The sequence below is a fragment of the Massilia eburnea genome (assembly GCF_050709955.1).
Taxonomy (GTDB): Bacteria; Pseudomonadota; Gammaproteobacteria; order Burkholderiales; family Burkholderiaceae_D; genus Rugamonas; species Rugamonas eburnea_A.
In genome coordinates this window covers 16,722-36,885 of record NZ_JBNZFX010000015.1, presented here as the reverse complement: position 1 = coordinate 36,885, position 20,164 = coordinate 16,722, and the positions used below count along the sequence as shown (strand labels likewise).

The following is a 20,164-nucleotide window of genomic DNA, read 5'->3' as shown; positions in this document are numbered from 1 at the left end:
GTAGCCGGACGCAACGGCGGAGTAAAACCTTATCGCGCGTCCGTGCGCACTTTGTTTAATGCGGCTTCAGGTAGCGCTCCGGAAGGGGCGTCTTTTCACCTTCCGGCTGCCACAGGAGTTGCGAAATCCACCAACGCTTGCCGTCGTTCACCAGCTGGACCGAATTGATGCCGCGCACAAAAGGCTTGTCCGCCGGCGCATGGCGCGCTTCATAGGTACTGAAAACCTGAGCAATCTGTCCATATTCCTCGCCCTTGCGCGCGAGTTCCGATTCGTAGAAGCCCTCCTTCGCAAACACCGGCGTCACGCGGGTGATGTAGTCTTCCAGCGACAGCACGCGGGTATTGAGCGCGCCATCCTTGCCCGTGCTGTGCACCACCATGCGGCCGTCGTTGCGGAACAGGGAACGCAGGCGGTCCCAGTCGCGCGCCTTGCCGGCGGGACCGGAAATGGTGTCGTACATGGCGGCCATGATGCTGTCCACGGAGGCCACATCGGATGCACGCGCACCCTGCGCCAAAGCGCTACCGCTGGCCAGCACCAACAGTAGCAAACTTGCTAACTTCTTCATTGCTTCTCCTACTAATTTATAATCGTTTGAATTTCTCGTGCAAATCTCACCGCAAACGCCACTATGACAGATCAATTCTCCAAGAAGGCGGAAGCCTGGTCCGCTCGCTTCTCCGAACCGGTTTCCGACCTTGTGAAACGTTACACCGCCTCGGTGTTTTTTGACAAGCGCATGGCCAAGGCCGATATCCAGGGTTCCCTGGCCCACGCCGACATGCTGGCTGCGCAAGGCATTATCCCGGCCGCCGACCTGGCCTCGATCCAGAAAGGCCTGGCTCAGGTCAGCGCCGAAATCGACGGCGGCCAGTTCGAATGGCAGCTGGACCTGGAAGACGTGCACCTGAATATCGAAAAACGCCTGACCGAGCTGGTTGGCGACGCCGGCAAGCGACTGCACACCGGCCGCTCCCGCAACGACCAGGTGGCGACCGATATCCGCCTGTACGTGCGCTCCGCCATCGACGACATCACCGGCCTGCTGCAGCAACTGCGCGCTGCGCTGGTCGACCTGGCCGAGAAGAATGCCGACGTGATCCTGCCCGGCTTCACCCACATGCAGGTGGCGCAGCCGATCACCTTCGGCCACCACATGCTGGCTTACGTTGAAATGTTCGGCCGCGACGTCGAGCGCATGCAGGATTGCCGCAAGCGCGTGAACCGCCTGCCGCTGGGCGCCGCCGCATTGGCCGGTACCACCTTCCCGATCGACCGCTTGCGCGTGGCCAGGACACTGGGCTTCGACGATGTCTGCCACAACTCGCTGGACGCCGTGTCGGACCGCGACTTCGCGATCGAGTTCACCGCCGCCGCTTCGCTGCTGATGATGCACGTGTCGCGCATGTCGGAAGAGCTGATCATCTGGATGAGCCCACGCGTTGGCTTTATCGACATCGCCGACCGCTTCTGCACCGGTTCCTCGATCATGCCGCAGAAGAAAAACCCGGACGTGCCGGAACTGGCGCGCGGCAAGACTGGCCGTGTCTATGGCCACCTGATGGGCCTCCTGACCTTGATGAAAGGCCAGCCGCTGGCCTACAACAAGGACAACCAGGAAGATAAAGAGCCGCTGTTCGACACCGTCGATACCGTGGTCGACACCCTGCGTATCTTTGCCGACATGGCTGGCGGCATCACCGTCAAGCCGGAAGCGATGCGCTCGGCCGCGCTGCAAGGCTACGCCACCGCGACCGACCTGGCCGACTACCTGGTGAAGAAAGGCCTGCCGTTCCGCGATGCGCACGAAGCTGTGGCGCATGCGGTGCGCGCCTGCGACGACCTGAAGATCGACCTGGCGCAGATGTCGCTGGAGCAGTTGCGCGCGTTCTCGCCGCTGGTGGGCGAGGATGTGTTTGCGGTGCTGACCCTGGAAGGCTCGGTGGCGGCACGCGACCACGTGGGCGGCACCGCACCGAACCAGGTGCGCACCGCCATCGCGCGCGTGCGTCAGCAGTTGGCTGGTTGAGCCTTGCGGGCATGGCGGATGCTGTCCGCCATGTCCGCCATCACAAAGCGGTGCATCGACCGGATCACCTGGTCCAGCAGGAAGCGCCGCAGCACATTGTCCGCGCCTTTCGGCTCATAGCTGGTGGCCATGCTCACCAGCGTGCGCCCGTCCGGCAGGCGCGACAGGTAGATGCTGCCGCCCTGCAGCGCGAGATGCCGCTGGAATTGCTCGCTAGCCTGCGTCACGCTGAATTCAAGCGCTGCATTGGGGGTCGACCTGGTGATACGCTTGAGAATATACTGCTCGTCCCCGTATTCGCAGCGGCATAGCGTGCCCACGGTCTTGTGGTCGCCGACCGTCCTCACCGGCAGCGGCAAGGTCCAGCGCAGGAACCAGTTCGGCCGGCCTTTCACCTCCTCATAAAAACACACCTTGTCCCATACTTCCGCGATGTCGGCGTTGATGATGCGTTCCGTTTGAGCGATATTCATCTTGTAGCACCCCTATGGTTTTCAGCAGTGAAGAAAGCGTTGCATCCAACCAGCCATACTTCGACCTGGTTGAATCGTTGTGACAATTCGGCATGCAGGGCTTCCAGTGAGTCGCCGCGGTTGTCGATCACCTGCAGCCAGTTCATGAAGCCCATCAAAACCCCGGCGTACCACGGCATGGGCGCGCCTTTGCCGATCAGCGTGTAGCCGAACAGCGTCGTCCCCGGCCCGCACAAAGGCGCGACAGCGTCGAAAATCCTGCCCTTTTCCCGCATCGTTCCAGGCGCGCAGTGAATCAGGCCGCCGATGCAGATCGAGTCCACCTTATGCCCGATGTCGATCGGCTCGAATGCGTTGCGCACATGGCAGTCCGGCGCAAAACGCTGCAGGCGCTGCGCAGTGTGGCGCAGGCAGTTCCTGTTCAAATCGATCAGCGCGATCTGCTGCCTGCTTTCGTCAAGCCCGGCATGGTCAAGGAAATAACCGGTGCCCACACCGATATCGGCGTGGCGCTGTCCGGCGTGCCGCCTGTAGATCTCGATGTAGTGCTGACCTTTGCATTTCCAGAAGATGCGGGTAAAGATCCCGATCACCAGGAAATCGTAAAGGCGCAGGAAAAATGGCGTGTAAGCCTTGATCCCGTTACGGTACGTTCCAACGTCCATGCACTTCCCCCTCAGGAAAAAAAGCGCGCAGAGACCCCTGGCCTGCAAATGGCCAACATTGCGCTCTACGTGTAATGGCGAATTACGCTTCGCTGGCCTTTTTCTTGGCCTTGCTTTCGCGTTTTAGCGGCCCGGCTACCGGGCACAGCGCAAAGGCGAATTGCGTCAGCGTGTTCACGAGGTTGTCGGACATCAGTTTGTAATACACAAACTGGCCGCGGCGCTCGCTGCTGACCAAACCCGCGCCTTCAAGGACGGACAAATGACGGGAAACCGCAGGCGCACTCATTTCAAAGCGAGACGCAACCTCCCCTGCCGTCATCTCGTGTTCCGAGAGGTAGGCGAGTATCTGTCGCCGCGGCGACGAGGCCAATGCTTCAAAAACTTTGTCCGACATGCTGGTTTTCTGTTGAGGGACGCCGCAGCTGCGGCGCAGGCCTCTAGTCTATACCCGAAGGGCGCTCCAGCCAATGCTGAAGGACCACTTTTTTACAAATTAAGCATTTAACGAATATCTTAAATACTTAATTGTCTTCCGTCCAGTTTTTTCGGGCACGGATTCAATTTGCGGAGATTCTCGGCTAATATCCTTGCAACAACTAATCCAAATCCGGGAGACACAATGCAGGGCTTTCTTCGCCTGTCGCATTGGCTGGACCGCATCGGCTACCGCTGCGGGCAGCTGGCCAATGTGATGATCCTCGCCTCATGCTTCATCAGCGCCAGCAACGCCATGATCCGTTATGGCTTCGACTGGAGCTCCAACGCCCTGCTTGAAATGCAGTGGTACATGTTTGGCGCCGCCGTCATGCTCGGCGCCAGCTACACCTTCCAGCGCAATGAACACGTGCGCGTCGACCTGATCTACGGCCACGTCTCCGAACGCAAGCAGCTGTGGATCGACATCTTCGGCATCATCTTCTTCCTGTTCCCGGCCTGCATCCTGTTTGCCTGGCTGTCGTGGGAATCGCTGTTCCTGCCTTCCTGGGCCATCATGGAGCAGTCGAGCAACGCCGGCGGCCTGCCGCGCTGGCCGATCAAATTCGTGGTGCCGATCGGCTTTGCGCTGCTCACGCTGCAAGGCGTGTCCGAACTGATCAAACGCATCGCCCACCTCGCCGGCCAGGCTCATTTGGACAGCAAATACGAAAGGCCAGTGCAATGATCCCATTGGAGATGATGCCGCCGCTGATGTTCGGCGGCCTGGTCGTATTCATGCTGGTCGGCTTCCCGGTCGCGTTCTCGCTGCTGGCGGTAGGCCTGTTCTTCGGCTTGATCGCGATTGCGGAAGGCTTCTTCGGCGTATCCTTCCTGCAGGCCGTGCCGCAAAGGATTTTCGGCAGCGTGCTGGCCAACGACCTGCTGTTGGCGATCCCCTTCTTTACCTTCATGGGCGCGGTACTGGAGAAGTGCCGCCTGGCCGAGGACATGCTCGACTCCATGGGCCGCCTGTTCGGCGGCGTGCGCGGAGGCCTGGGCTACTCGGTGATCATTGTCGGCTTCATCCTGGGCGCGATTACCGGCACCGTGGCGGCGCAGGTGATCGCCATGACCATGATCTCGCTGCCGGTGATGATGCGCTACGGTTACCACATGCGCTACTCCACCGGCGTGCTGGCCGCCTCCGGCACGATCACGCAACTGGTGCCGCCATCGCTGGTGCTGGTGGTGCTGGCCGACCAGTTGAAAACCCCGACCGCAGCCGCCGACGTGGGCAGCATGTACCTGGGCGCCTGGGGGCCTTCGCTGGTGCAGATCGGCCTGTTCGCCTTGTACACCTTCGCCCTGTCGCGCATCAAGCCGGAATGGCTGCCGGCAGCGCCGCAAAACGAACTGGGCCCGCGCGGCTGGGCGCTGTGGAAGCAGTGCCTGCAAGGCATCGTGCCGGCCGCAGTGCTGATCTTCATGGTGCTGGGCACCATGATGCTGGGCGTGGCGACGCCTACCGAATCGGGCGCCATGGGCGCGCTGGGCGCGGTGATCCTGGCCGCTCTGCGCCATCCCGAATTCAACCGGCGCGACAAGATCGTGTTCCGCATCGGCATGGCAGCGCTGGCTGCGGCGGCGCTGATCGGCGCCTTTGTCGATGGCGCCAAACCGGTCGTGCAAGCCGCGCTGGGCGTGCTGTATCTGTGCGTGGCCTGGATCGTATTTCGCGCCAGCCAGATCAAGCCGCTGCGCGAGCTGATCGTGCTGAGCTACCAGTCCACCATGCGCCTGACCGCGATGGTGGTGTTCATCCTGATCGGCTCCACCTGCTTCTCGGTGGTGTTCCAGGGGGTGGATGGCGGGCTGTGGGTCGAGCACCTGTTCAACGGCATCCCGGGCGGCTGGATCGGCTTCCTGCTGGTGGTGAACCTGTTTGTGTTCTTCCTGGCCTTCTTCCTCGACTTCTTCGAGATCGCCTTCATCGTGGTGCCGATGCTGGCACCAGTGGCGCAAAAGGTGCTGGCGCCGCAACTGGAGCCTCTCATGGGCAGCCCGGAAGCGGCGGCATCGGCGTCGCTGGTGTGGTTTGGCGTGATGCTGTGCGTGAACATGCAGACCTCCTTCATGCATCCGCCATTCGGCTTTGCGCTGTTCTACCTGCGCGGCGTGGCACCGAAGGAAGTGAAGTCGTCGGACATCTACTGGGGTGCGCTGCCCTGGGTCGGCCTGCAGATGCTGATGGTGCTGCTGGTGGCCGCGCTGCCGCAGACCGTTACCGCCTTCCTCGACCGGGGCACGGGCGGCAAAGTGGAATCGGGCGACCTGCGCATCGAGCAGCCTGCGGTTCCAGACTCGCTGCCGGCGCAAAAGCAGGACGAGGAACAGCAGCCGGAGCTGAATTTCTCGCAGCCGGAAGAAGAAAAGAAGAAGTGAGGAAAGGCGCCGGCGCAGGCTGCGCCGGCACCAAGAAACAAATCAGTCCAGCGGGCCGCAAGCGGCCTTGGTGTATTCGGTTTCCAGCTTGTCGATATCGGTCTGGGTCTTGGACATCGCATCGAGCTGGGAATTGCGGCGGTTTTCATTGCGCTGGCCGTACAACTCTTCGCGGCGGCTACGCAGCGAGTCGCAGCTCTGCTTGGGTGCGGGCTTGCTGGCGGCAACATCGCGCGCTGTCTCGGCTTCTTCCTTCGCTTTCTTTTCGCGCATTTCGCGGTTGCGCGCCGCCAGTTCGTCGGCGCGCTCACGGTCTTCCAGCGCGCGCGTCTGGGCCGCTTTGACCTGGGCGGCAGTTGGCGGCGGCGGGACGTCGATGGCGGCACCGCCTTTGGCGCAGGGCATCGACTGGTAAGTCACCTTGCCGTCTACCGTACATTTGAATAGTCCCTGCGCGCTGGCCTGCGATGCGGCGGCCAAGCCAAGGACTGCGAACAACAGCGCTTTCTTCATTGCGCTTACTCCCAATGGGTTTGGGTCAAAAATTTGAGCCGGTTATTATCTGGATCGAGAACGGACATGACACGCAGGTCCGCTCCCAGGTCGTTGTTCGGCGCTTGCTCGACGTTTACGCCGTACGCCAGGAAGTCGTCATACAGGGCGTCGACGTCCGCAACGTAAAAGTGTACCAGCCCGCCGGGTTGGCAGTCGCCCGAATGTTCAGATAAGAAAATTTCCATGCCGTCGAGCATCATCGAGGCAAAGGTCGGCATGCCCGGCTCGAAGTGGTGCGTCCACTCCTCGCGAAAGCCCAGCGATTCATAAAAAGGCTTGCTGGCGGCGTAGCTCGCCACCCGCAATGCCGGCACCACCCGCTGCGCGTCCTTCAAGCCCATGCCCACTCCCTGTAGATTGACCCTACAGGGAGTGTACCTCAGTGCTTGTGCGCGATCATGTTGGAGAGGACGCTGAAGGCGGCGCCTGTGTGTTCCTTCTCCAGCAGCAGGGTGAGCTCGGTGTGGGTCGAGATCAGGTTGATCAGGTTGACCTTGTCCCAGGCCAGCTTCTTCAGGATGGCGTGGTAGATGCCCGGCGTGCGCCAGGAATCGGCGGTCAACTGCAAGGTCACGGCATTCAGGTTCTCCAGCCGCGCCAGTAGGCGTTCGCTGGCGAAGATCTGCTCGACCAGGCCGATGAACGGCCGGCTGCAGATCACCACCACCTCTTCGCTGCCGCGGGTGACGGTCAGGTACAGGGCATGGCCGGTACCGGAACGCTCCAGCAGTTGGCGGTGGCATTCATCGATGCGGTCCGAACGGCGGAAAGTGAACTCGACAAGATCGGTGCGTGCGGTCAACTGGCCGGACTGCTGGGCCAGCACCAGTTCCTGTGCGTCCTTGTCCGGCAAGCGTCCGGCGACACGGCGCAAGGCCATGACCACGGCCGCCTGGCCGACAGGCTTCCACAGGTCGTTCTGGAGCTGCGGCTGCAGCTGGCGCGCCAGTTCCGACAGGTTGATCAAGCCACGGCGCAGACCTTCGCTCAGGAAGGGCGACTCCGTGACGATCCTTTCGACTTTGGTAGATATAGACAACATGAGTGATGCGCCCTCACTAAGTAGTACGTCAAACAAACGACGGGCTAGTGTAAAACGCAAAATTCAACTAGTGCAACATGAGTGTGACAATTTGATACATATATGTGTTGCGCCAAACACGAAACTAGAAAAAACCCTCTATTTCGTTGTAACTTCCCTACAAATCGCCTCAATCGTGCGCCATTTGGTCGCGATGCAAGCTAGTTAAGTAACCACGCAAATGTAATCAAATGTCCAAAACTGAACAAAAAGTGTAGAACCGACTTATTTCGCAACTTTTTTGACTTGCATAAAGAACAGGCATACCTTCCGCTCTCCCAACACCCCCAACGCTCATAAGGAGAGCTGATGAAACTTCGCAAAAGCCTGCTGGCTGCAGCAGTAGCCGCCTCTTTCGCCCCCGCATTTGCAGGCGTCCTGCCGGAAAACATGATGGCCGCACCGGCCCAGCCGATGAGCCTGGAAGCCAAGGCCAACCTGGCTTCCAGCCTCGATGCGCGCCGCTCCGCTGCAGGCCTGGACAGCGAGCATGGCTACAAAATGCGTGAGCAGCACCCTGGCGCCAACGGCCAGCGCGTCCTGCGCGCCGACCACACCTTCCAGGGCCTGCGCGTGTTCGGTTCCGAATCCGTCGTCGTCACCGACGATAACGGCGACATCGTCAGCGAAGCGGCCGACAACCGCCGCAATGGCCTGGATGCGCATCGCTCGGCCCGCGCTACCGGCAAGGCCGCGCCAGAAACCACCGCAGCGTTCAGCACCGAGGAAGCGATCCGCATCGCCGTCTCGCGCACCGGCGGCAAGACCCACCGCATCAAGCCGGAAGCCGAACTGCTGATCTGGCCAGTGGTCAAGACCCAGCGCACCGCAGCGGCCGCCAACAAGGCCGAAAGCGCGCTGAATGCGACCGACGTGGAAGACGTGGTCGATCATTACGAGCTGGCCTACCTGGTCAAGACCCGCATGAACAAGGACGGCCGTCCAGTGTTCCGCGACACCGTGATCAACGCCACCACCGGCGCCGTGATCAAGCAGTGGGATGCGCTGCAGACCGTGGTTGGCGTTGGCCATAGCCAGTACAACGGCGACGTGCCGATCAACACCACCCTGTCCGGCTCCACTTACAAGATGCTGGACGCGACCCGCGGCGTAGGCGGCACCTTCGGCGGCATGGCCATCACCAACGCCAACCACTCGCCTGAATCCAATCCACAGGCCGGCTCGATCTACACCAACAGCACCAACACCTGGGGCGACGGCCAGCAGTACATCAGCGGCGGCAGCACCACCAACGCCAACGGCCAGACCGCGGCAGTGAACGCGCTGTGGGGCCTGATGAACACCTACGACACGCTGAAGAACGTGATGGGCTGGTCTTCGCTGGACGGCAACAACACCGCCACCTATATCGCGGTCCACGTCGACAACAACTACGACAACGCCTTCTTCGACCCTAACTGCAAGTGCATGTACATCGGCGACGGTTCCAGCTTCAACAGCCTGGGTTCGATCGACGTGATCGGCCACGAAATGGGCCACGGCGTGACCGACGCCACCTCCAACCTGACCTACTCCGGCGAGTCCGGCGGCCTGAACGAGTCGAACTCGGACATCATCGGCGAGATGGTGGAAGCGTATGCCCGCGCTGGCGGCACCGGCACCACCATCCCGCTGACCGGCAACGACTGGATGATGGGCAAGGAAATCGCCAAGAACGGCCAGCCGCTGCGCTGGATGTGGAAGCCATCCAAGGACGGCGCATCGAAGGACGCCTGGAGCAGCACCCTGGGCAACCTGAACGTGCACTACTCCTCCGGCCCGAACAACCGCATGTTCTACTTCCTGGCCAAGGGTTCCAACTCCTCCTCCTCGAGCGAGATGTACAGCTCTTACCTGAACAAGCAGCCGCTGGCCATGACCGGTATCGGCAGCGACAAGGCGTTCCGCATCTGGTTCAAGGCCAACACCACCAAGTTCACCGCCTCCACCAACTACGCCAACGCCCGCCTGAAGATGATCGAGTCGGCCGAGCAGCTGTACGGCGTGGGCAGTGCTGAAGCGACCGCCGTCAAGCGCGCTTACGCTGCGATCAACGTCGGCACCGACGTCGACGAAGCCGGCGCAGGCAGCGGCGTGTCGATCAGCACCCAGCCGAACAACGTCAGCGTAGCAGCCGGCGGCACCGCCAGCTTCAGCGTGGGCGCCAGCGGCGGCACTTCGCCTTACAGCTACAAGTGGTACCGCAACGGCAGCCAGATCTCGGGCGCCACCTCGGCTACCTACTCGTTCACCGCGCAGGCCGCCGACAACGGCGCCGTGTTCAACGCCGTGGTCACCGATTCGTCGTCGCCGGTGAAGACCGCGACCTCGAACAACGCCACCCTGACCGTGGGCACCACCCAGCAGTCCGAGCTGGTCGTCAACGGCGGCTTCGAGTCCGGCACCACGCCATGGGCTGGCAGCACCGGCGTGATCGGCAACTACAGCGGCCAGAGCGCATACGAAGGCACCCGCTTCGCATGGCTGGGCGGTAACGGCGCCACCGCTACCGAAGCGCTGTACCAGAGCGTGACCATCCCATCGACCGCGACGTCGGCGAACTTCTCGTTCGCGATGCATATCGACACCGCGGAATCGGGCAGCACCGCGTACGACAAGCTGGTGGTGACCGTGAAGAACTCTTCCGGCACCACCCTGGGCACCCTGGCTACCTACAGCAACGCGAACGCTGCCAGCGGCTACCAGCTGCGCAGCTTCAACCTGCTGCCTTACAAAGGCCAGACCGTGCGCCTGCACTTCAACATGACCGAAGATTCGTCGCTGCAGACGTCCTTCGTGGTTGATAAGGTCAGCCTGCAAGTCCAGTAATCGGCAGCAAGCGGTAAATCAGGGGGCGGCTCTCAGGGCCGCCCCCTGTGTTTTTGTGTGACTATAGACATGTAATGTATTGTCTAAAAATATACAAAATCTGTAAAACTGACTCATTTCACAAGTTTTTTGACTTGCACAAAAAACAGGCATAACTTCGTCTCTCCCACCCACCCAAGTTCCCCAAGGAGAGTCGATGAAACTTCGCAAAAGCCTGTTGGCCGCAGCCGTTGCCGCCTCGTTCGCCCCTGCATTTGCAGGCGTCCTGCCAGATACCCTGATGGCCGCTCCGGCTCAGCCGATGAGCGTTGAAGCCAAGGCGAACTTGGTATCGCGCCTGGACTCCCTGCGCTCCGCAGCCGGGCTCGATAGCGAGCATGGGTACAAGCTGCGCGAACAGCACCCCGGTGTCAACGGCCAGCGCATCGTGCGCGCCGACCACACCTTCCAGGGCCTGCGCGTGTTCGGTTCCGATTCCGTCGTCGTCACCGACGAAAACGGCAATGTCGTCAGCGAGTCGGCCTCCGACCGCCGCAACGGCCTGGACGCTTCGCGCGCCGCCAAGGCCTCCGGCAAGGGCGCTCCTGAAACCAGCGCAGCCTTCGGCGCCGATGAAGCGATCCGCATTGCCGTCTCGCGCACGCCAGGCAGCCAGCACCGCATCAAGCCGGAAGCCGAACTGCTGATCTGGCCAGTGGTCAAGACCCAGCGCAGCGCGGCTGCCGCCAACAAGGCAGAAAGCGCGCTGAACGCGACCGACGTGGAAGAAGTGGTCGACCATTACGAGCTGGCCTACCTGGTCAAGACCCGCATGAACAAGGACGGCCGTCCGGTGTTCCGCGACACCGTGATCAGCGCCAAGACCGGCGCTGTGATCAAGCAGTGGAACGCGCTGCAGACCGTGGTCGGCGTCGGCCATAGCCAGTACAACGGCGACGTGCCGATCAACACCACGCTGTCCGGCTCCACCTACAAAATGCTGGACACCTCGCGCGGTGTAGGCGGCACCTTCGGCGGCATGGCCATCACCAACGCGAATCACTCATCGGCCAACAACCCAAGCCCGGGCTCCATCTACACCAACAGCACCAACACCTGGGGCGACGGCCAGCAGTACATCCCCGGCGGCAGCACCACCAACGCCAACGGCCAGACTGCGGCAGTGAACGCGCTGTGGGGCCTGATGAACACCTACGACACGTTGAAGAACGTGATGGGCTGGTCTTCGCTGGACGGCAACAACACCGCCACCTATATCGCGGTCCACGTCGACAACAACTACGACAACGCCTTCTTCGACCCAAGCTGCAAGTGCATGTACATCGGCGACGGCGGCTCCTACTTCAACAACCTGGGCTCGATCGACGTGATCGGCCATGAAATGGGCCACGGCGTGACCGACGCCACTTCCAACCTGACCTACTCCGGCGAATCGGGCGGCCTGAACGAGTCGAACTCCGACATTACCGGTGAAGCGGTGGAAGCCTATGCCCGTGCAGGCGGCACCGGCACCAGCATCCCATTGACCGGCAACGACTGGATGATGGGCAAGGAGATCGCCAAGAACGGCCAGCCGCTGCGCTGGATGTGGAAGCCTTCCAAGGACGGCTCGTCAAAGGACGCCTGGAGCAGCACCCTGGGCAATATCGACGTGCACTACTCCTCGGGCCCGAACAACCGCATGTTCTACTTCCTGTCCAAGGGCTCCAACTCTTCGTCCTCCAGCGAGATGTACAGCTCTTTCCTGAACAAGCAGCCGCTGGCCATGACCGGTATCGGCACCGACAAGGCCTTCCGCATCTGGTTCAAGGCCAACACCACCAAGTTCACCGCCTCCACCAACTACGCCAATGCCCGCCTGAAGATGATCGAGTCGGCTGACCAGTTGTACGGCGCCGGCAGCCCTGAATCGATCGCCGTCAAGCGCGCTTACGCTGCGATCAACGTCGGCACCGACGTGGATGAAGCCAATCCAAACACCGTGACGATCTCCACCCAGCCGAACAACGTCACTGTTGCTGCCGGCGGCACCGCCACCTTCACCGTTGGCGCAACCGGCGGCACCGCGCCGTACAGCTACGCCTGGTACCGTAACGGCGCCCAGATTTCGGGCGCTGCTTCTGCCACCTACTCGTTCACCGCGCAAACTGCCGACAACGGCGCAGTGTTCAAGGCCATCGTCAGCGACTCCTCGTCGCCGGCGAAGACCGCCACCTCGAACGACGCCACCCTGACCGTGGGTGTGATTCCTCCGCAGAGCGAGCTGATTGTCAACGGCGGCTTCGAGTCGGGCACTACGCCATGGGCCGGCACCACCGGCGTGATCGGCAACTACAGCGGCCAGACTGCGTACGAAGGCTCCCGCTTCGCATGGCTGGGCGGTAACGGCAGCACCGCTACCGAATCGCTGTACCAGACCGTGACCATTCCTTCGACCGCAACCTCGGCAACCCTGTCGTTCGCACTGCATATCGACACCGCGGAAACCGGAAGCACCGTGTATGACAAGATGGCCGTGACCGTGAAGAACAGCTCCGGCACTACCCTGGGCACCCTGGCCACCTACAACAACACGATGCCGGCCAGCGGCTACCAGATCCGCACGTTCAACCTGCTGCCATACAAAGGCCAGACCGTGCGCATCCACTTCAACATGACGGAAGACTATTCGCTGCAGACTTCCTTCGTTGTTGACAAGGTAAGCCTGCAAGTTCAGTAAGCTTCATCATCCTGGCCGGTGTGCGGCTATCGTCATCCCCGGATACGATAGCTGCATAGCCGGCTTTTTTGCGTCTTCGCGGTGCTATGATATTCGCCTTGTGTTTAAGGAGGCAGCATGGGCATTGGTATTGGTATTGGCGGCAAGACTATCGAAGAGGCATTGGCATCCCTGTCCGACATGACGGCCGGCGCCACGCCGATCGGCAAGGATGAACACCTGGCACGCATCGAAAAGGCGCAAGCCTTCATGCGCCAGCACGGCATCGCGGCCATCTACATCAATGCGGGTTCCAGCCTGCTCTACTTCACCGGCACCAAGTGGTACCCGAGCGAACGCATGGTTGGCGCCATCCTGCCGGCCAGCGGCGCGGTGGAATACATCGCCCCAGCATTCGAAGAAAATACCCTGCAGGATTTCATGCTGGTGCAAGGCGCTGTCAATTGCTGGCACGAGCACGAGAGCCCATCCGCGCTCTTCATCGGGGTCCTGAAAAAGATGGGCATTATGCCCAATGCCGCACAGCCGCCACGCATCGGCATAGATGAAAGCGCCGCTTTCTTCATCTACGACGGCATCCGTCCGCTGGCCGAAGGCTATGCGCTGGAAAATGCACGCCCGGTCACTGCCCACTGCCGCAGCCGCAAGTCGAAAGCCGAAATCGCCCTGATGCAGCGCGCCAAGGACATGACCATGGCCGTGCATGTCGCCACCGCCAGCATCTTGCGCGAAGGCATCACCACCACCGAAGTGGCGGAATTCATCGACAAGGCGCACCGCAAAGTGGGCGCGCCGGCCGGCTCCTATTTCGTGATCGTTCTGTTCGGCGTGGCCAGCTCCTTCCCGCACGGAGTTTCGTACGTACAGGCGCTGAAGCAAGGCGATACGGTGCTGATCGACACCGGCTGCAAGCTGCACAACTACATTTCCGACATCACCCGCACCTATGTGTACGGCGAAGCCAGTGAGCGCCAGCGCGCGGTATGGGATGCGGAGAAGGCGGCGCAACTGGCCGCGTTTGAAGCAGCCCAGCTGGGCGTGCCGTGCGAGGAAGTGGACCAGGCAGCGCGCCGTTCATTGCAAGCGGCCGGCTTCGGCCCTGAATACAAGCTGCCCGGCCTGCCGCACCGTACCGGCCACGGTATCGGGCTGGACATCCATGAGTGGCCTTACCTGGTCGGCGGCGACAAGACCCCGCTGGATGTCGGCATGACGTTCTCGAACGAGCCGATGATCGTGGTGCCGGGCGAATTCGGCGTGCGCCACGAAGACCACTTCTACATGGCGGAAGACGGCCCGCGCTGGTTCACCAAGCCGTCCCACTCCATCGACGATCCGTTCGGATTGCAGGCCTGATCAGTTGGACTTGCGTGCGCCGCTGAAGTTCAGGGAAGGCAGTTCCCGGCGGGCTTCTTCGGCGCTCACCAGTTCCGGCACCACGCGGCCGACCTTATCTTCAAATTGCGCCTTGGTACGCACGTACCTGGTCTCCCCGGCTTCGAGAACGAAATTGAGCTTCCTGGTGACCCTGGTGGCGGCCGAGGCTTCGTGCTTGCCTGCGGCGGCATCGACAAAGAAATAGCCGCCAGGCAGCGATTCGCCTACCACGTCACCATCCAGCTTGACCGTGGCAGTCATGCCGCCGCCGGTGAGCGCGTCAACGCGGTAAAAATATATGCGGCCGTGGCCGGCAGCCAGCTTCGGTATGGCAGCCTCCTGCTGAGCGAACCTGGTGCCGGAGACCGAACTGCAGCCCATCAGCAGGGCCATGGCGGCAAGCGCCGCCAGCGATACAAATTTCATACTAACCTTAAGAAGTTGAGAGCGACACAGCCCGCAGTGTAGCGAATCCGCGCCGGCCTGTGGCACTTCACCGTCGCTTCATTCTGAACGCATACGGGCCCGCTACAGTGCTGGCCATGAACATCTCTACCTCCATGCAGCGCGTCATGTACGCCCACCTTCTTGCGGTTAGCTGCGCCGCGGTCACCTTCGTCTTCGGCAACGAGCTGTGGGACTTCGTCGCAAACGGCGATAAGACCTTCCGCTTCCCGCTTGCGACGCTGGTACTGGCATGGATCATGGCCTTCGCCGCCTCGGTCCTGCCATATGCAGGCGCCATGACGCTGGCCGTGCGCCGCGGCATCCGCAGCCCCTACTTCTTCATCGGCGGTGCGGTCCTTACCGCCATGGCATTCCTGCCGCTGCTGGCATGCGCCTACTCCCCGCGCCACCTGGTGCGCCTGACACCCATGCTGTTCCTCGCCGGACTGGCAGCGGGCAGCGCCTGCTGGCTTATGCTAAAGTCGGCGCATCATGAAGATACTGTTCCTGCTATTTAGTGCGCTGCTGGTGGCAGCGTTGGTGACGGATCGCCTGCGCCATTGGCGCGGCGGAAGGCGCAATGAACGCGGCGCCTGTGCGCTATGCGCCGCCGAAATCAACTGGAATACCTATGAAGAGCTGCCGCTGGCAAGCGGCGGCGGCGCCAAGATGCGGGTTTGCCAGCGCTGCCATGCACGGCACTACAAGTTGAAGTGGTCGGCCGTCGCGCTGATCGTCCTGGCGTTTGCAGGTGTGATCTACATCATGACGATGTAGCTGCATTTCACAGCAGCTTCATACTGGCTGCACAATCGCCCGCTACAGTGCGGGACATGGAAAACACAATCACTCTTCGCCACGCAAGTGTGGCATACCTCGCCGCCATCACGGCCTCCGCTGCCTGCGGGACCCTCACGTTCGGCATCGAGCTCGGCAAACTGGTCTCGCTGGACGCACCCATACTGTTCGGCTACTCCTGGCTCTGTGCGTTGGTCGGCGGACTACTGCCGTATACGGTGGCAATCCGCATTGCGAACAGGACCGGCATACGCAACAAAGCGTACTTCGTGGCCAGCGGCGCAGTCGCCGCTTTGGCGGCGCTGGCCGTTGCTGTCGCCGCAGATGCCTACGCCTGCGGCGATGAGCCGGCGCCATTGGAGATGTTTGCCGAACTTGCGCTGCACCTCGCAGCAAGCGGAGCCGCCGGTGGCGCCGCTTGCTGGTACATGCTGCAGCGTCAGGCGCGCTTGGACACCAGGGTCAGGATGTCGTAGCTGGCAACCAGCTCGTCGTTCTGGTTGGTCACCTGCACGTCCCACGCCACAACGCCCTGGCCGCGGCCCTTGTCGTCGGTGCGGTTACGGTCGACCTTGCGCTTGCAGGTCAGGCGGGCGCGGATGGTGTCGCCGATCGCCACCGGGGTGATGAAGCGCAGGTTGTCCAGGCCATAGTTGGCCAGCACCGGGCCCGGCGCCGGCGACACAAACAGGCCCGCAGCCGCCGACAGCACAAAGTAGCCGTGAGCGATGCGCTTGCCGAACTGGGTATCCCTGGCCGCGATCTCGTCGAAGTGCATGTAGAAGTAATCGCCCGAGATTCCGCCGAAGTTGACGATATCCGCCTCGCTCACGGTGCGCCGGTGGGTCAGCAGCGAATCGCTGATCTCCAGGTCTTCAAAGCACTTGCGGAACGGATGGAGATCGCCTTCCTTGACCGCACCACCGCGCACGTACTCGCCGGTGATGGCGGTCAGCATGGTCGGCGAGCCTTGCACAGCGGCGCGCTGCAGGAAGTGACGCACGGCGCGGATGCCGCCCAGCTCCTCACCGCCGCCGGCGCGGCCAGGGCCGCCGTGCTTCAGCTGCGGCAGCGGCGAGCCGTGGCCGGTGGAGTCGACCGCGGATTCACGGTCCAGTACGTGCACGCGGCCGTGCGAAGCGGCGGCAATCGGCACCGCGTAAGCGGCGATGGCAGGATCCTTGGTAATCAGTGAAGACACCAGGGAGCCTTTGCCGCGCGCAGCCAGCTCCAGCGCTTCGTCGATGGAATCGTAAGTCATCATGGTGCTGACCGGGCCGAAAGCTTCGACATCGTGGACCGCGTCGTTGTTCAGCGCATTACGGCACAGCAGCAGGGTCGGCGCGAAGAAGGCGCCGTTCTCGACACCCTGGCCCACCAGTTTCAGCGCGCCCGCGCCGCCGAACAGGATCTCATTGCCCTGCGCCAGCTGGGCCACGCGCTCGGCCACGTCGCGCTGCTGGTCCTTCGAAGCCAGTGCGCCCATGCGCACGCCTTCCACCGACGGATCGCCCACCACGACCTTGGCCAGGCGCTCGCGCAGCTTCTCCGCTACCGCGTCGGCATGCTGGCGCGGCACGATGATACGGCGCACGGCGGTACATTTCTGGCCCGCCTTGGTGGTCATCTCGCGCTGCACCTCTTTCACGAACAGGTCGAACTCGGGATCGTCCGGTGTAACGTCCGGGGCCAGGATGGCGCAGTTCAGAGAATCCGCTTCGGCAGTGAACGGCACCGAATTGGCGATCAGGTTGCGGTTGGAGCGCAGCTTGGCGGCCGTGTCGGCGGAACCGGTGAAGGTCACCACGTCCGGGCCGCCCAGGCGGTCCAGCAGGTCGCCGGTGCTGCCGATCACCAGTTGCAGCGAGCCTTCCGGCAGCAGGCCGGAATCGTTGATCATGCGGACCAGGGCTTCGGTCAGATAGGAGGTCGCGCTGGCAGGCTTTCCGATGCACGGCATGGCAGCCAGGAAGGACGGTGCGAATTTTTCCAGCAAGCCCCAGATCGGGAAGTTGAATGCGTTGATGTGCACCGCGATGCCGCCGCGCGGAACCAGGATGTGGGTTCCGGAGAAGCCGCCGCGCTTGCCCAGCGCCATGGCCGGGCCTTCATGCAGAACGTTCGACGACGGCAGCTCGCGGCTGCCCATGCTGGCGTAGGCGAACAGGGTGCCGATGCCGCCTTCCACGTCGACCCAGCTATCCGGGCGGGTGGCGCCGGTCAGGTGCGAGATCGCGTACAGTTCTTCCTTGCGCTCCATCAGGTACGTCGCCAGGGCTTTCAGGCGCTGGGCGCGGGTCTGGAAGTCCAGCTTCATCAGGGCCGGAATGCCGGTCTTGCGGCCATAATGCACGGCCTCGGCAAAGTCCAGCTGTTCGGCGTGGGTGTGGTAGATGACGCGGTTATCCAGGGCGCTGTGCAGCGCGCTCGCTGCTTCCTTGCCTTGCCAGCGGCCGCCGATGAAGCTTTGCAGGGTGTGTACCATTTGTAGTCTCCGATTACTGTTTATTGTCGAATGCTTGCTTGTGCAGGTGCATTGGCAGCGAAGTGTCCCATTGCATGCGCTGGCGGCCCGGCGCCGCCTCGGTGTCGGGCTGGCACTCCACCATCGTTTGCATCGAGCGCACGGCCAGTTCCTGGTACTGGCCCGTGCCCAGGGTCTTCCACGCGATCTCGCTGTCGCTGACCTGGCGCAGGATCTTGGCCGGTGCGCCAACCACCATGCTGCGCGGCGGGATTTCCATGCCTGCTTTGACGAAGGCCGCGGCGCCGACGATGCTTTCAGCGCCGACTAGCGCGTTGTCCATCACGACCGCGTTCATGCCCACCAGGGCATTGCGGCCGATGCGGCAGCCGTGCAGCACAGCGCCATGGCCGATGTGGCCATCCTGCTCGACCACCGTGTCGCCGCCGGGGAAACCGTGCATCACGCAGGTGTCCTGCAGGTTGGCACCCTCTTCCAGGATCAGGCGCCCGAAGTCGCCGCGCAGCGATGCCAGCGGCGCAATGTAGCAGCGCGGGCCGACGATCACGTCGCCGACCAGCACTGCGGTCGGATGCACGTAGGCGGTTGGATGGACGACCGGCCGGACACCATTGATTTCGTAGCAGGGCATGATCAGACTCGCTCAATCACCAGCGCGATGCCCTGGCCCACGCCGATGCACATGGTGCACAGGGCATAACGGCCGCCGGTACGTTCGAGCTGGTTCAGTGCCGTGGTCACCAGGCGCGCGCCCGATGCGCCCAGCGGGTGGCCGATGGCGATGGCGCCGCCGTTCGGGTTGACGCGGGCATCGTCATCTTTCAAGCCAAGGTCGCGCGTCACGGCCAGGCCCTGCGCGGCAAAAGCTTCATTCAGTTCGATCACGTCCATCTGCTCGATGGTCATGCCAAGTTGCGCCAGCAGCTTCTTGCTGGCCGGCGATGGGCCAAAGCCCATCACGCGCGGCGCCAGGCCGGCAGTGGCCATGCCCAGCACCTTGGCGCGCGGCTTCAGGCCGTACGCATCGACTGCGGCGGAGGACGCCAGCAGCAGCGCGCAAGCGCCATCGTTGACGCCGGAAGCATTGCCGGCAGTGACCGTGCCGTCCGGCTTGACCACGCCTTTCAGCTTGGCCAGCGCCTCGATGGTGGTGTCGGGACGCGGGTGTTCGTCGGTGTCGATGACTTTTGGATCGCCTTTCTTCTGCGGAATGATGACCGGCACGATCTCGCCTTTGAAGAAACCTGCCGCGTGGGCCGCTGCCCAGCGCTGCTGGCTGCGGATCGCGAAAGCATCCTGGTCGGCGCGCCCGACGGACCATTGCTGCGCGACGTTCTCCGCAGTCTCCGGCATGGAGTCGATGCCATACTGCGCCTTCATCAGCGGATTCACAAAACGCCAGCCGATGGTGGTGTCCTCGATCTTTGCGCTGCGGGAGAAGGCGCTGTCGGCTTTGCCCATCACGAAAGGCGCACGGGTCATGCTCTCGACGCCACCGGCAATCACCAGCTGCGCTTCGCCCGACTTGATGGCGCGGGCGGCGATGCCCACCGCATCCAGCGAAGATCCGCACAGGCGGTTGATGGTATTGCCCGGAACTTCGACCGGCAGGCCGGCCAGCAGGCCGGCCATACGGCCCACGTTGCGGTTATCTTCGCCGGCGCCGTTGGCGCAGCCATAGTACACATCGTCCACCTGCCGCCAGTCGACGGAAGGATTGCGCGCCATCAGGGCTGCGATCGGGATCGCAGCCAGGTCGTCGGCGCGCACGCCTGCCAGTGCGCCGCCATAGCGGCCGAATGGTGTGCGAACGGCGTCGCAGATGAATGCTTCGGTCATTA

20 protein-coding genes are annotated in these 20,164 nt (G+C 62.4%); 9 read left to right on the top strand and 11 right to left on the bottom strand.

Features of this window, described 5'->3' with window-relative positions:
* Positions 1-55 precede the first annotated feature (55 nt).
* Positions 56-571 carry a hypothetical protein gene (locus ACQ4MM_RS09295; RefSeq protein WP_431477100.1) on the bottom strand — a complete coding sequence of 172 codons (516 nt, stop codon included), beginning with the start codon at positions 569-571 and terminating at the stop codon, positions 56-58.
* Between the two features lie 63 nt (positions 572-634).
* On the opposite strand from ACQ4MM_RS09295, the gene argH reads away from it, so the two are divergent.
* Positions 635-2,032: an argininosuccinate lyase gene (argH, locus tag ACQ4MM_RS09290; RefSeq protein WP_431477099.1), complete on the top strand. Its 1,398-nt coding sequence runs from the start codon at positions 635-637 to the stop codon at positions 2,030-2,032.
* Here the strand turns inward: argH and ACQ4MM_RS09285 are convergent.
* The 3 genes from ACQ4MM_RS09285 to ACQ4MM_RS09275 form a co-directional block, all read right to left on the bottom strand.
* Positions 2,014-2,505 (bottom strand): hypothetical protein, encoded by a 492-nt coding sequence (locus tag ACQ4MM_RS09285; protein WP_431477098.1) that lies wholly within the window; start codon positions 2,503-2,505, stop codon positions 2,014-2,016. The genes argH and ACQ4MM_RS09285 overlap by 19 nt on opposite strands.
* Positions 2,502-3,170, bottom strand: a complete 669-nt coding sequence (locus ACQ4MM_RS09280) for a class I SAM-dependent methyltransferase (RefSeq protein WP_431477136.1) — start codon at positions 3,168-3,170, stop codon at positions 2,502-2,504. Before ACQ4MM_RS09280 ends, ACQ4MM_RS09285 begins: the two co-directional genes overlap by 4 nt.
* A gap of 82 nt (positions 3,171-3,252) precedes the next feature.
* A complete protein-coding gene (locus ACQ4MM_RS09275) occupies positions 3,253-3,567 on the bottom strand; it encodes a metalloregulator ArsR/SmtB family transcription factor (RefSeq protein WP_431477097.1) in 315 nt (104 codons plus the stop codon).
* A 225-nt stretch (positions 3,568-3,792) separates the two neighbouring features.
* Between ACQ4MM_RS09275 and ACQ4MM_RS09270 the strand changes: the two genes are divergently transcribed.
* Positions 3,793-4,335 (top strand): TRAP transporter small permease subunit, encoded by a 543-nt coding sequence (locus tag ACQ4MM_RS09270; RefSeq protein ID WP_431477096.1) that lies wholly within the window; start codon positions 3,793-3,795, stop codon positions 4,333-4,335.
* A complete protein-coding gene (locus tag ACQ4MM_RS09265) occupies positions 4,332-6,032 on the top strand; it encodes a TRAP transporter large permease (RefSeq protein ID WP_431477095.1) in 1,701 nt (566 codons plus the stop codon). The genes ACQ4MM_RS09270 and ACQ4MM_RS09265 overlap by 4 nt, the downstream gene beginning before the upstream one ends.
* Before the next feature lie 42 nt (positions 6,033-6,074).
* Here ACQ4MM_RS09265 and ACQ4MM_RS09260 read toward each other — a convergent pair whose 3' ends face one another.
* The 3 genes from ACQ4MM_RS09260 to ACQ4MM_RS09250 are packed head-to-tail and all read right to left on the bottom strand — an operon-like array spanning position 6,075 to position 7,629.
* Entirely contained in the window at positions 6,075-6,545 is a 471-nt protein-coding gene (locus ACQ4MM_RS09260) for a DUF4124 domain-containing protein (RefSeq protein ID WP_431477094.1), read from the bottom strand.
* A gap of 5 nt (positions 6,546-6,550) precedes the next feature.
* Positions 6,551-6,928: a glyoxalase superfamily protein gene (locus ACQ4MM_RS09255; RefSeq protein ID WP_431477093.1), complete on the bottom strand. Its 378-nt coding sequence runs from the start codon at positions 6,926-6,928 to the stop codon at positions 6,551-6,553.
* Positions 6,929-6,966: 38 nt separating this feature from the next.
* The gene (locus ACQ4MM_RS09250; protein ID WP_431477092.1) at positions 6,967-7,629 is read right to left on the bottom strand and encodes a hypothetical protein; all 663 of its coding nucleotides are present in this window, start codon (positions 7,627-7,629) and stop codon (positions 6,967-6,969) included.
* Positions 7,630-7,977: 348 nt separating this feature from the next.
* Here ACQ4MM_RS09250 and ACQ4MM_RS09245 point away from each other — a divergent pair, with 348 nt between their 5' ends.
* From ACQ4MM_RS09245 to ACQ4MM_RS09235, 3 genes are all read left to right on the top strand, one after another.
* Positions 7,978-10,497, top strand: a complete 2,520-nt coding sequence (locus ACQ4MM_RS09245) for a M4 family metallopeptidase (protein WP_431477091.1) — start codon at positions 7,978-7,980, stop codon at positions 10,495-10,497.
* A 196-nt stretch (positions 10,498-10,693) separates the two neighbouring features.
* Positions 10,694-13,216, top strand: coding sequence for a M4 family metallopeptidase (locus ACQ4MM_RS09240; RefSeq protein ID WP_431477090.1), 2,523 nt, complete (start codon positions 10,694-10,696; stop codon positions 13,214-13,216).
* A gap of 117 nt (positions 13,217-13,333) precedes the next feature.
* Positions 13,334-14,572 carry a M24 family metallopeptidase gene (locus ACQ4MM_RS09235; RefSeq protein WP_431477089.1) on the top strand — a complete coding sequence of 413 codons (1,239 nt, stop codon included), beginning with the start codon at positions 13,334-13,336 and terminating at the stop codon, positions 14,570-14,572.
* Here ACQ4MM_RS09235 and ACQ4MM_RS09230 read toward each other — a convergent pair whose 3' ends face one another.
* Positions 14,573-15,019, bottom strand: a complete 447-nt coding sequence (locus tag ACQ4MM_RS09230) for a DUF2846 domain-containing protein (RefSeq protein WP_431477088.1) — start codon at positions 15,017-15,019, stop codon at positions 14,573-14,575. It abuts the gene before it with no gap.
* Positions 15,020-15,135: 116 nt separating this feature from the next.
* On the opposite strand from ACQ4MM_RS09230, the gene ACQ4MM_RS09225 reads away from it, so the two are divergent.
* Genes ACQ4MM_RS09225 through ACQ4MM_RS09215 form a run of 3 tightly spaced genes read left to right on the top strand, consistent with a single transcriptional unit; the run spans position 15,136 to position 16,314 of the window.
* Positions 15,136-15,558 carry a hypothetical protein gene (locus tag ACQ4MM_RS09225; protein ID WP_431477087.1) on the top strand — a complete coding sequence of 141 codons (423 nt, stop codon included), beginning with the start codon at positions 15,136-15,138 and terminating at the stop codon, positions 15,556-15,558.
* The gene (locus ACQ4MM_RS09220; protein WP_431477086.1) at positions 15,533-15,817 is read left to right on the top strand and encodes a hypothetical protein; all 285 of its coding nucleotides are present in this window, start codon (positions 15,533-15,535) and stop codon (positions 15,815-15,817) included. Before ACQ4MM_RS09225 ends, ACQ4MM_RS09220 begins: the two co-directional genes overlap by 26 nt.
* Before the next feature lie 56 nt (positions 15,818-15,873).
* Positions 15,874-16,314: a hypothetical protein gene (locus ACQ4MM_RS09215; protein ID WP_431477085.1), complete on the top strand. Its 441-nt coding sequence runs from the start codon at positions 15,874-15,876 to the stop codon at positions 16,312-16,314.
* Here the strand turns inward: ACQ4MM_RS09215 and paaZ are convergent.
* Genes paaZ through pcaF form a run of 3 tightly spaced genes read right to left on the bottom strand, consistent with a single transcriptional unit; the run spans position 16,278 to position 20,162 of the window.
* On the bottom strand, positions 16,278-18,323 hold the full coding sequence (gene paaZ, locus ACQ4MM_RS09210) for a phenylacetic acid degradation bifunctional protein PaaZ (RefSeq protein ID WP_431477084.1): 2,046 nt from the start codon (positions 18,321-18,323) through the stop codon (positions 16,278-16,280). The genes ACQ4MM_RS09215 and paaZ overlap by 37 nt on opposite strands.
* Positions 18,324-18,336: 13 nt before the next feature.
* Positions 18,337-18,954, bottom strand: coding sequence for a phenylacetic acid degradation protein PaaY (paaY, locus tag ACQ4MM_RS09205; protein WP_431477083.1), 618 nt, complete (start codon positions 18,952-18,954; stop codon positions 18,337-18,339).
* Between the two features lie 2 nt (positions 18,955-18,956).
* Positions 18,957-20,162 (bottom strand): 3-oxoadipyl-CoA thiolase, encoded by a 1,206-nt coding sequence (gene pcaF / locus ACQ4MM_RS09200; protein WP_431477082.1) that lies wholly within the window; start codon positions 20,160-20,162, stop codon positions 18,957-18,959.
* Between the last annotated feature and the right edge of the window lie 2 nt (positions 20,163-20,164).

Bases quoted from the DNA above. Each gene is read 5' to 3' on its own strand.
- ACQ4MM_RS09295 (WP_431477100.1), bottom strand. From the start codon at position 571: ATGAAGAAGTTAGCAAGTTTGCTACTGTTGGTGCTGGCCAGCGGTAGC.
- argH (WP_431477099.1), top strand. From the start codon at position 635: ATGACAGATCAATTCTCCAAGAAGGCGGAAGCCTGGTCCGCTCGCTTC.
- ACQ4MM_RS09285 (WP_431477098.1), bottom strand. From the start codon at position 2,505: ATGAATATCGCTCAAACGGAACGCATCATCAACGCCGACATCGCGGAA.
- ACQ4MM_RS09280 (WP_431477136.1), bottom strand. From the start codon at position 3,170: ATGGACGTTGGAACGTACCGTAACGGGATCAAGGCTTACACGCCATTT.
- ACQ4MM_RS09275 (WP_431477097.1), bottom strand. From the start codon at position 3,567: ATGTCGGACAAAGTTTTTGAAGCATTGGCCTCGTCGCCGCGGCGACAG.
- ACQ4MM_RS09270 (WP_431477096.1), top strand. From the start codon at position 3,793: ATGCAGGGCTTTCTTCGCCTGTCGCATTGGCTGGACCGCATCGGCTAC.
- ACQ4MM_RS09265 (WP_431477095.1), top strand. From the start codon at position 4,332: ATGATCCCATTGGAGATGATGCCGCCGCTGATGTTCGGCGGCCTGGTC.
- ACQ4MM_RS09260 (WP_431477094.1), bottom strand. From the start codon at position 6,545: ATGAAGAAAGCGCTGTTGTTCGCAGTCCTTGGCTTGGCCGCCGCATCG.
- ACQ4MM_RS09255 (WP_431477093.1), bottom strand. From the start codon at position 6,928: ATGGGCTTGAAGGACGCGCAGCGGGTGGTGCCGGCATTGCGGGTGGCG.
- ACQ4MM_RS09250 (WP_431477092.1), bottom strand. From the start codon at position 7,629: ATGTTGTCTATATCTACCAAAGTCGAAAGGATCGTCACGGAGTCGCCC.
- ACQ4MM_RS09245 (WP_431477091.1), top strand. From the start codon at position 7,978: ATGAAACTTCGCAAAAGCCTGCTGGCTGCAGCAGTAGCCGCCTCTTTC.
- ACQ4MM_RS09240 (WP_431477090.1), top strand. From the start codon at position 10,694: ATGAAACTTCGCAAAAGCCTGTTGGCCGCAGCCGTTGCCGCCTCGTTC.
- ACQ4MM_RS09235 (WP_431477089.1), top strand. From the start codon at position 13,334: ATGGGCATTGGTATTGGTATTGGCGGCAAGACTATCGAAGAGGCATTG.
- ACQ4MM_RS09230 (WP_431477088.1), bottom strand. From the start codon at position 15,019: ATGAAATTTGTATCGCTGGCGGCGCTTGCCGCCATGGCCCTGCTGATG.
- ACQ4MM_RS09225 (WP_431477087.1), top strand. From the start codon at position 15,136: ATGAACATCTCTACCTCCATGCAGCGCGTCATGTACGCCCACCTTCTT.
- ACQ4MM_RS09220 (WP_431477086.1), top strand. From the start codon at position 15,533: ATGAAGATACTGTTCCTGCTATTTAGTGCGCTGCTGGTGGCAGCGTTG.
- ACQ4MM_RS09215 (WP_431477085.1), top strand. From the start codon at position 15,874: ATGGAAAACACAATCACTCTTCGCCACGCAAGTGTGGCATACCTCGCC.
- paaZ (WP_431477084.1), bottom strand. From the start codon at position 18,323: ATGGTACACACCCTGCAAAGCTTCATCGGCGGCCGCTGGCAAGGCAAG.
- paaY (WP_431477083.1), bottom strand. From the start codon at position 18,954: ATGCCCTGCTACGAAATCAATGGTGTCCGGCCGGTCGTCCATCCAACC.
- pcaF (WP_431477082.1), bottom strand. From the start codon at position 20,162: ATGACCGAAGCATTCATCTGCGACGCCGTTCGCACACCATTCGGCCGC.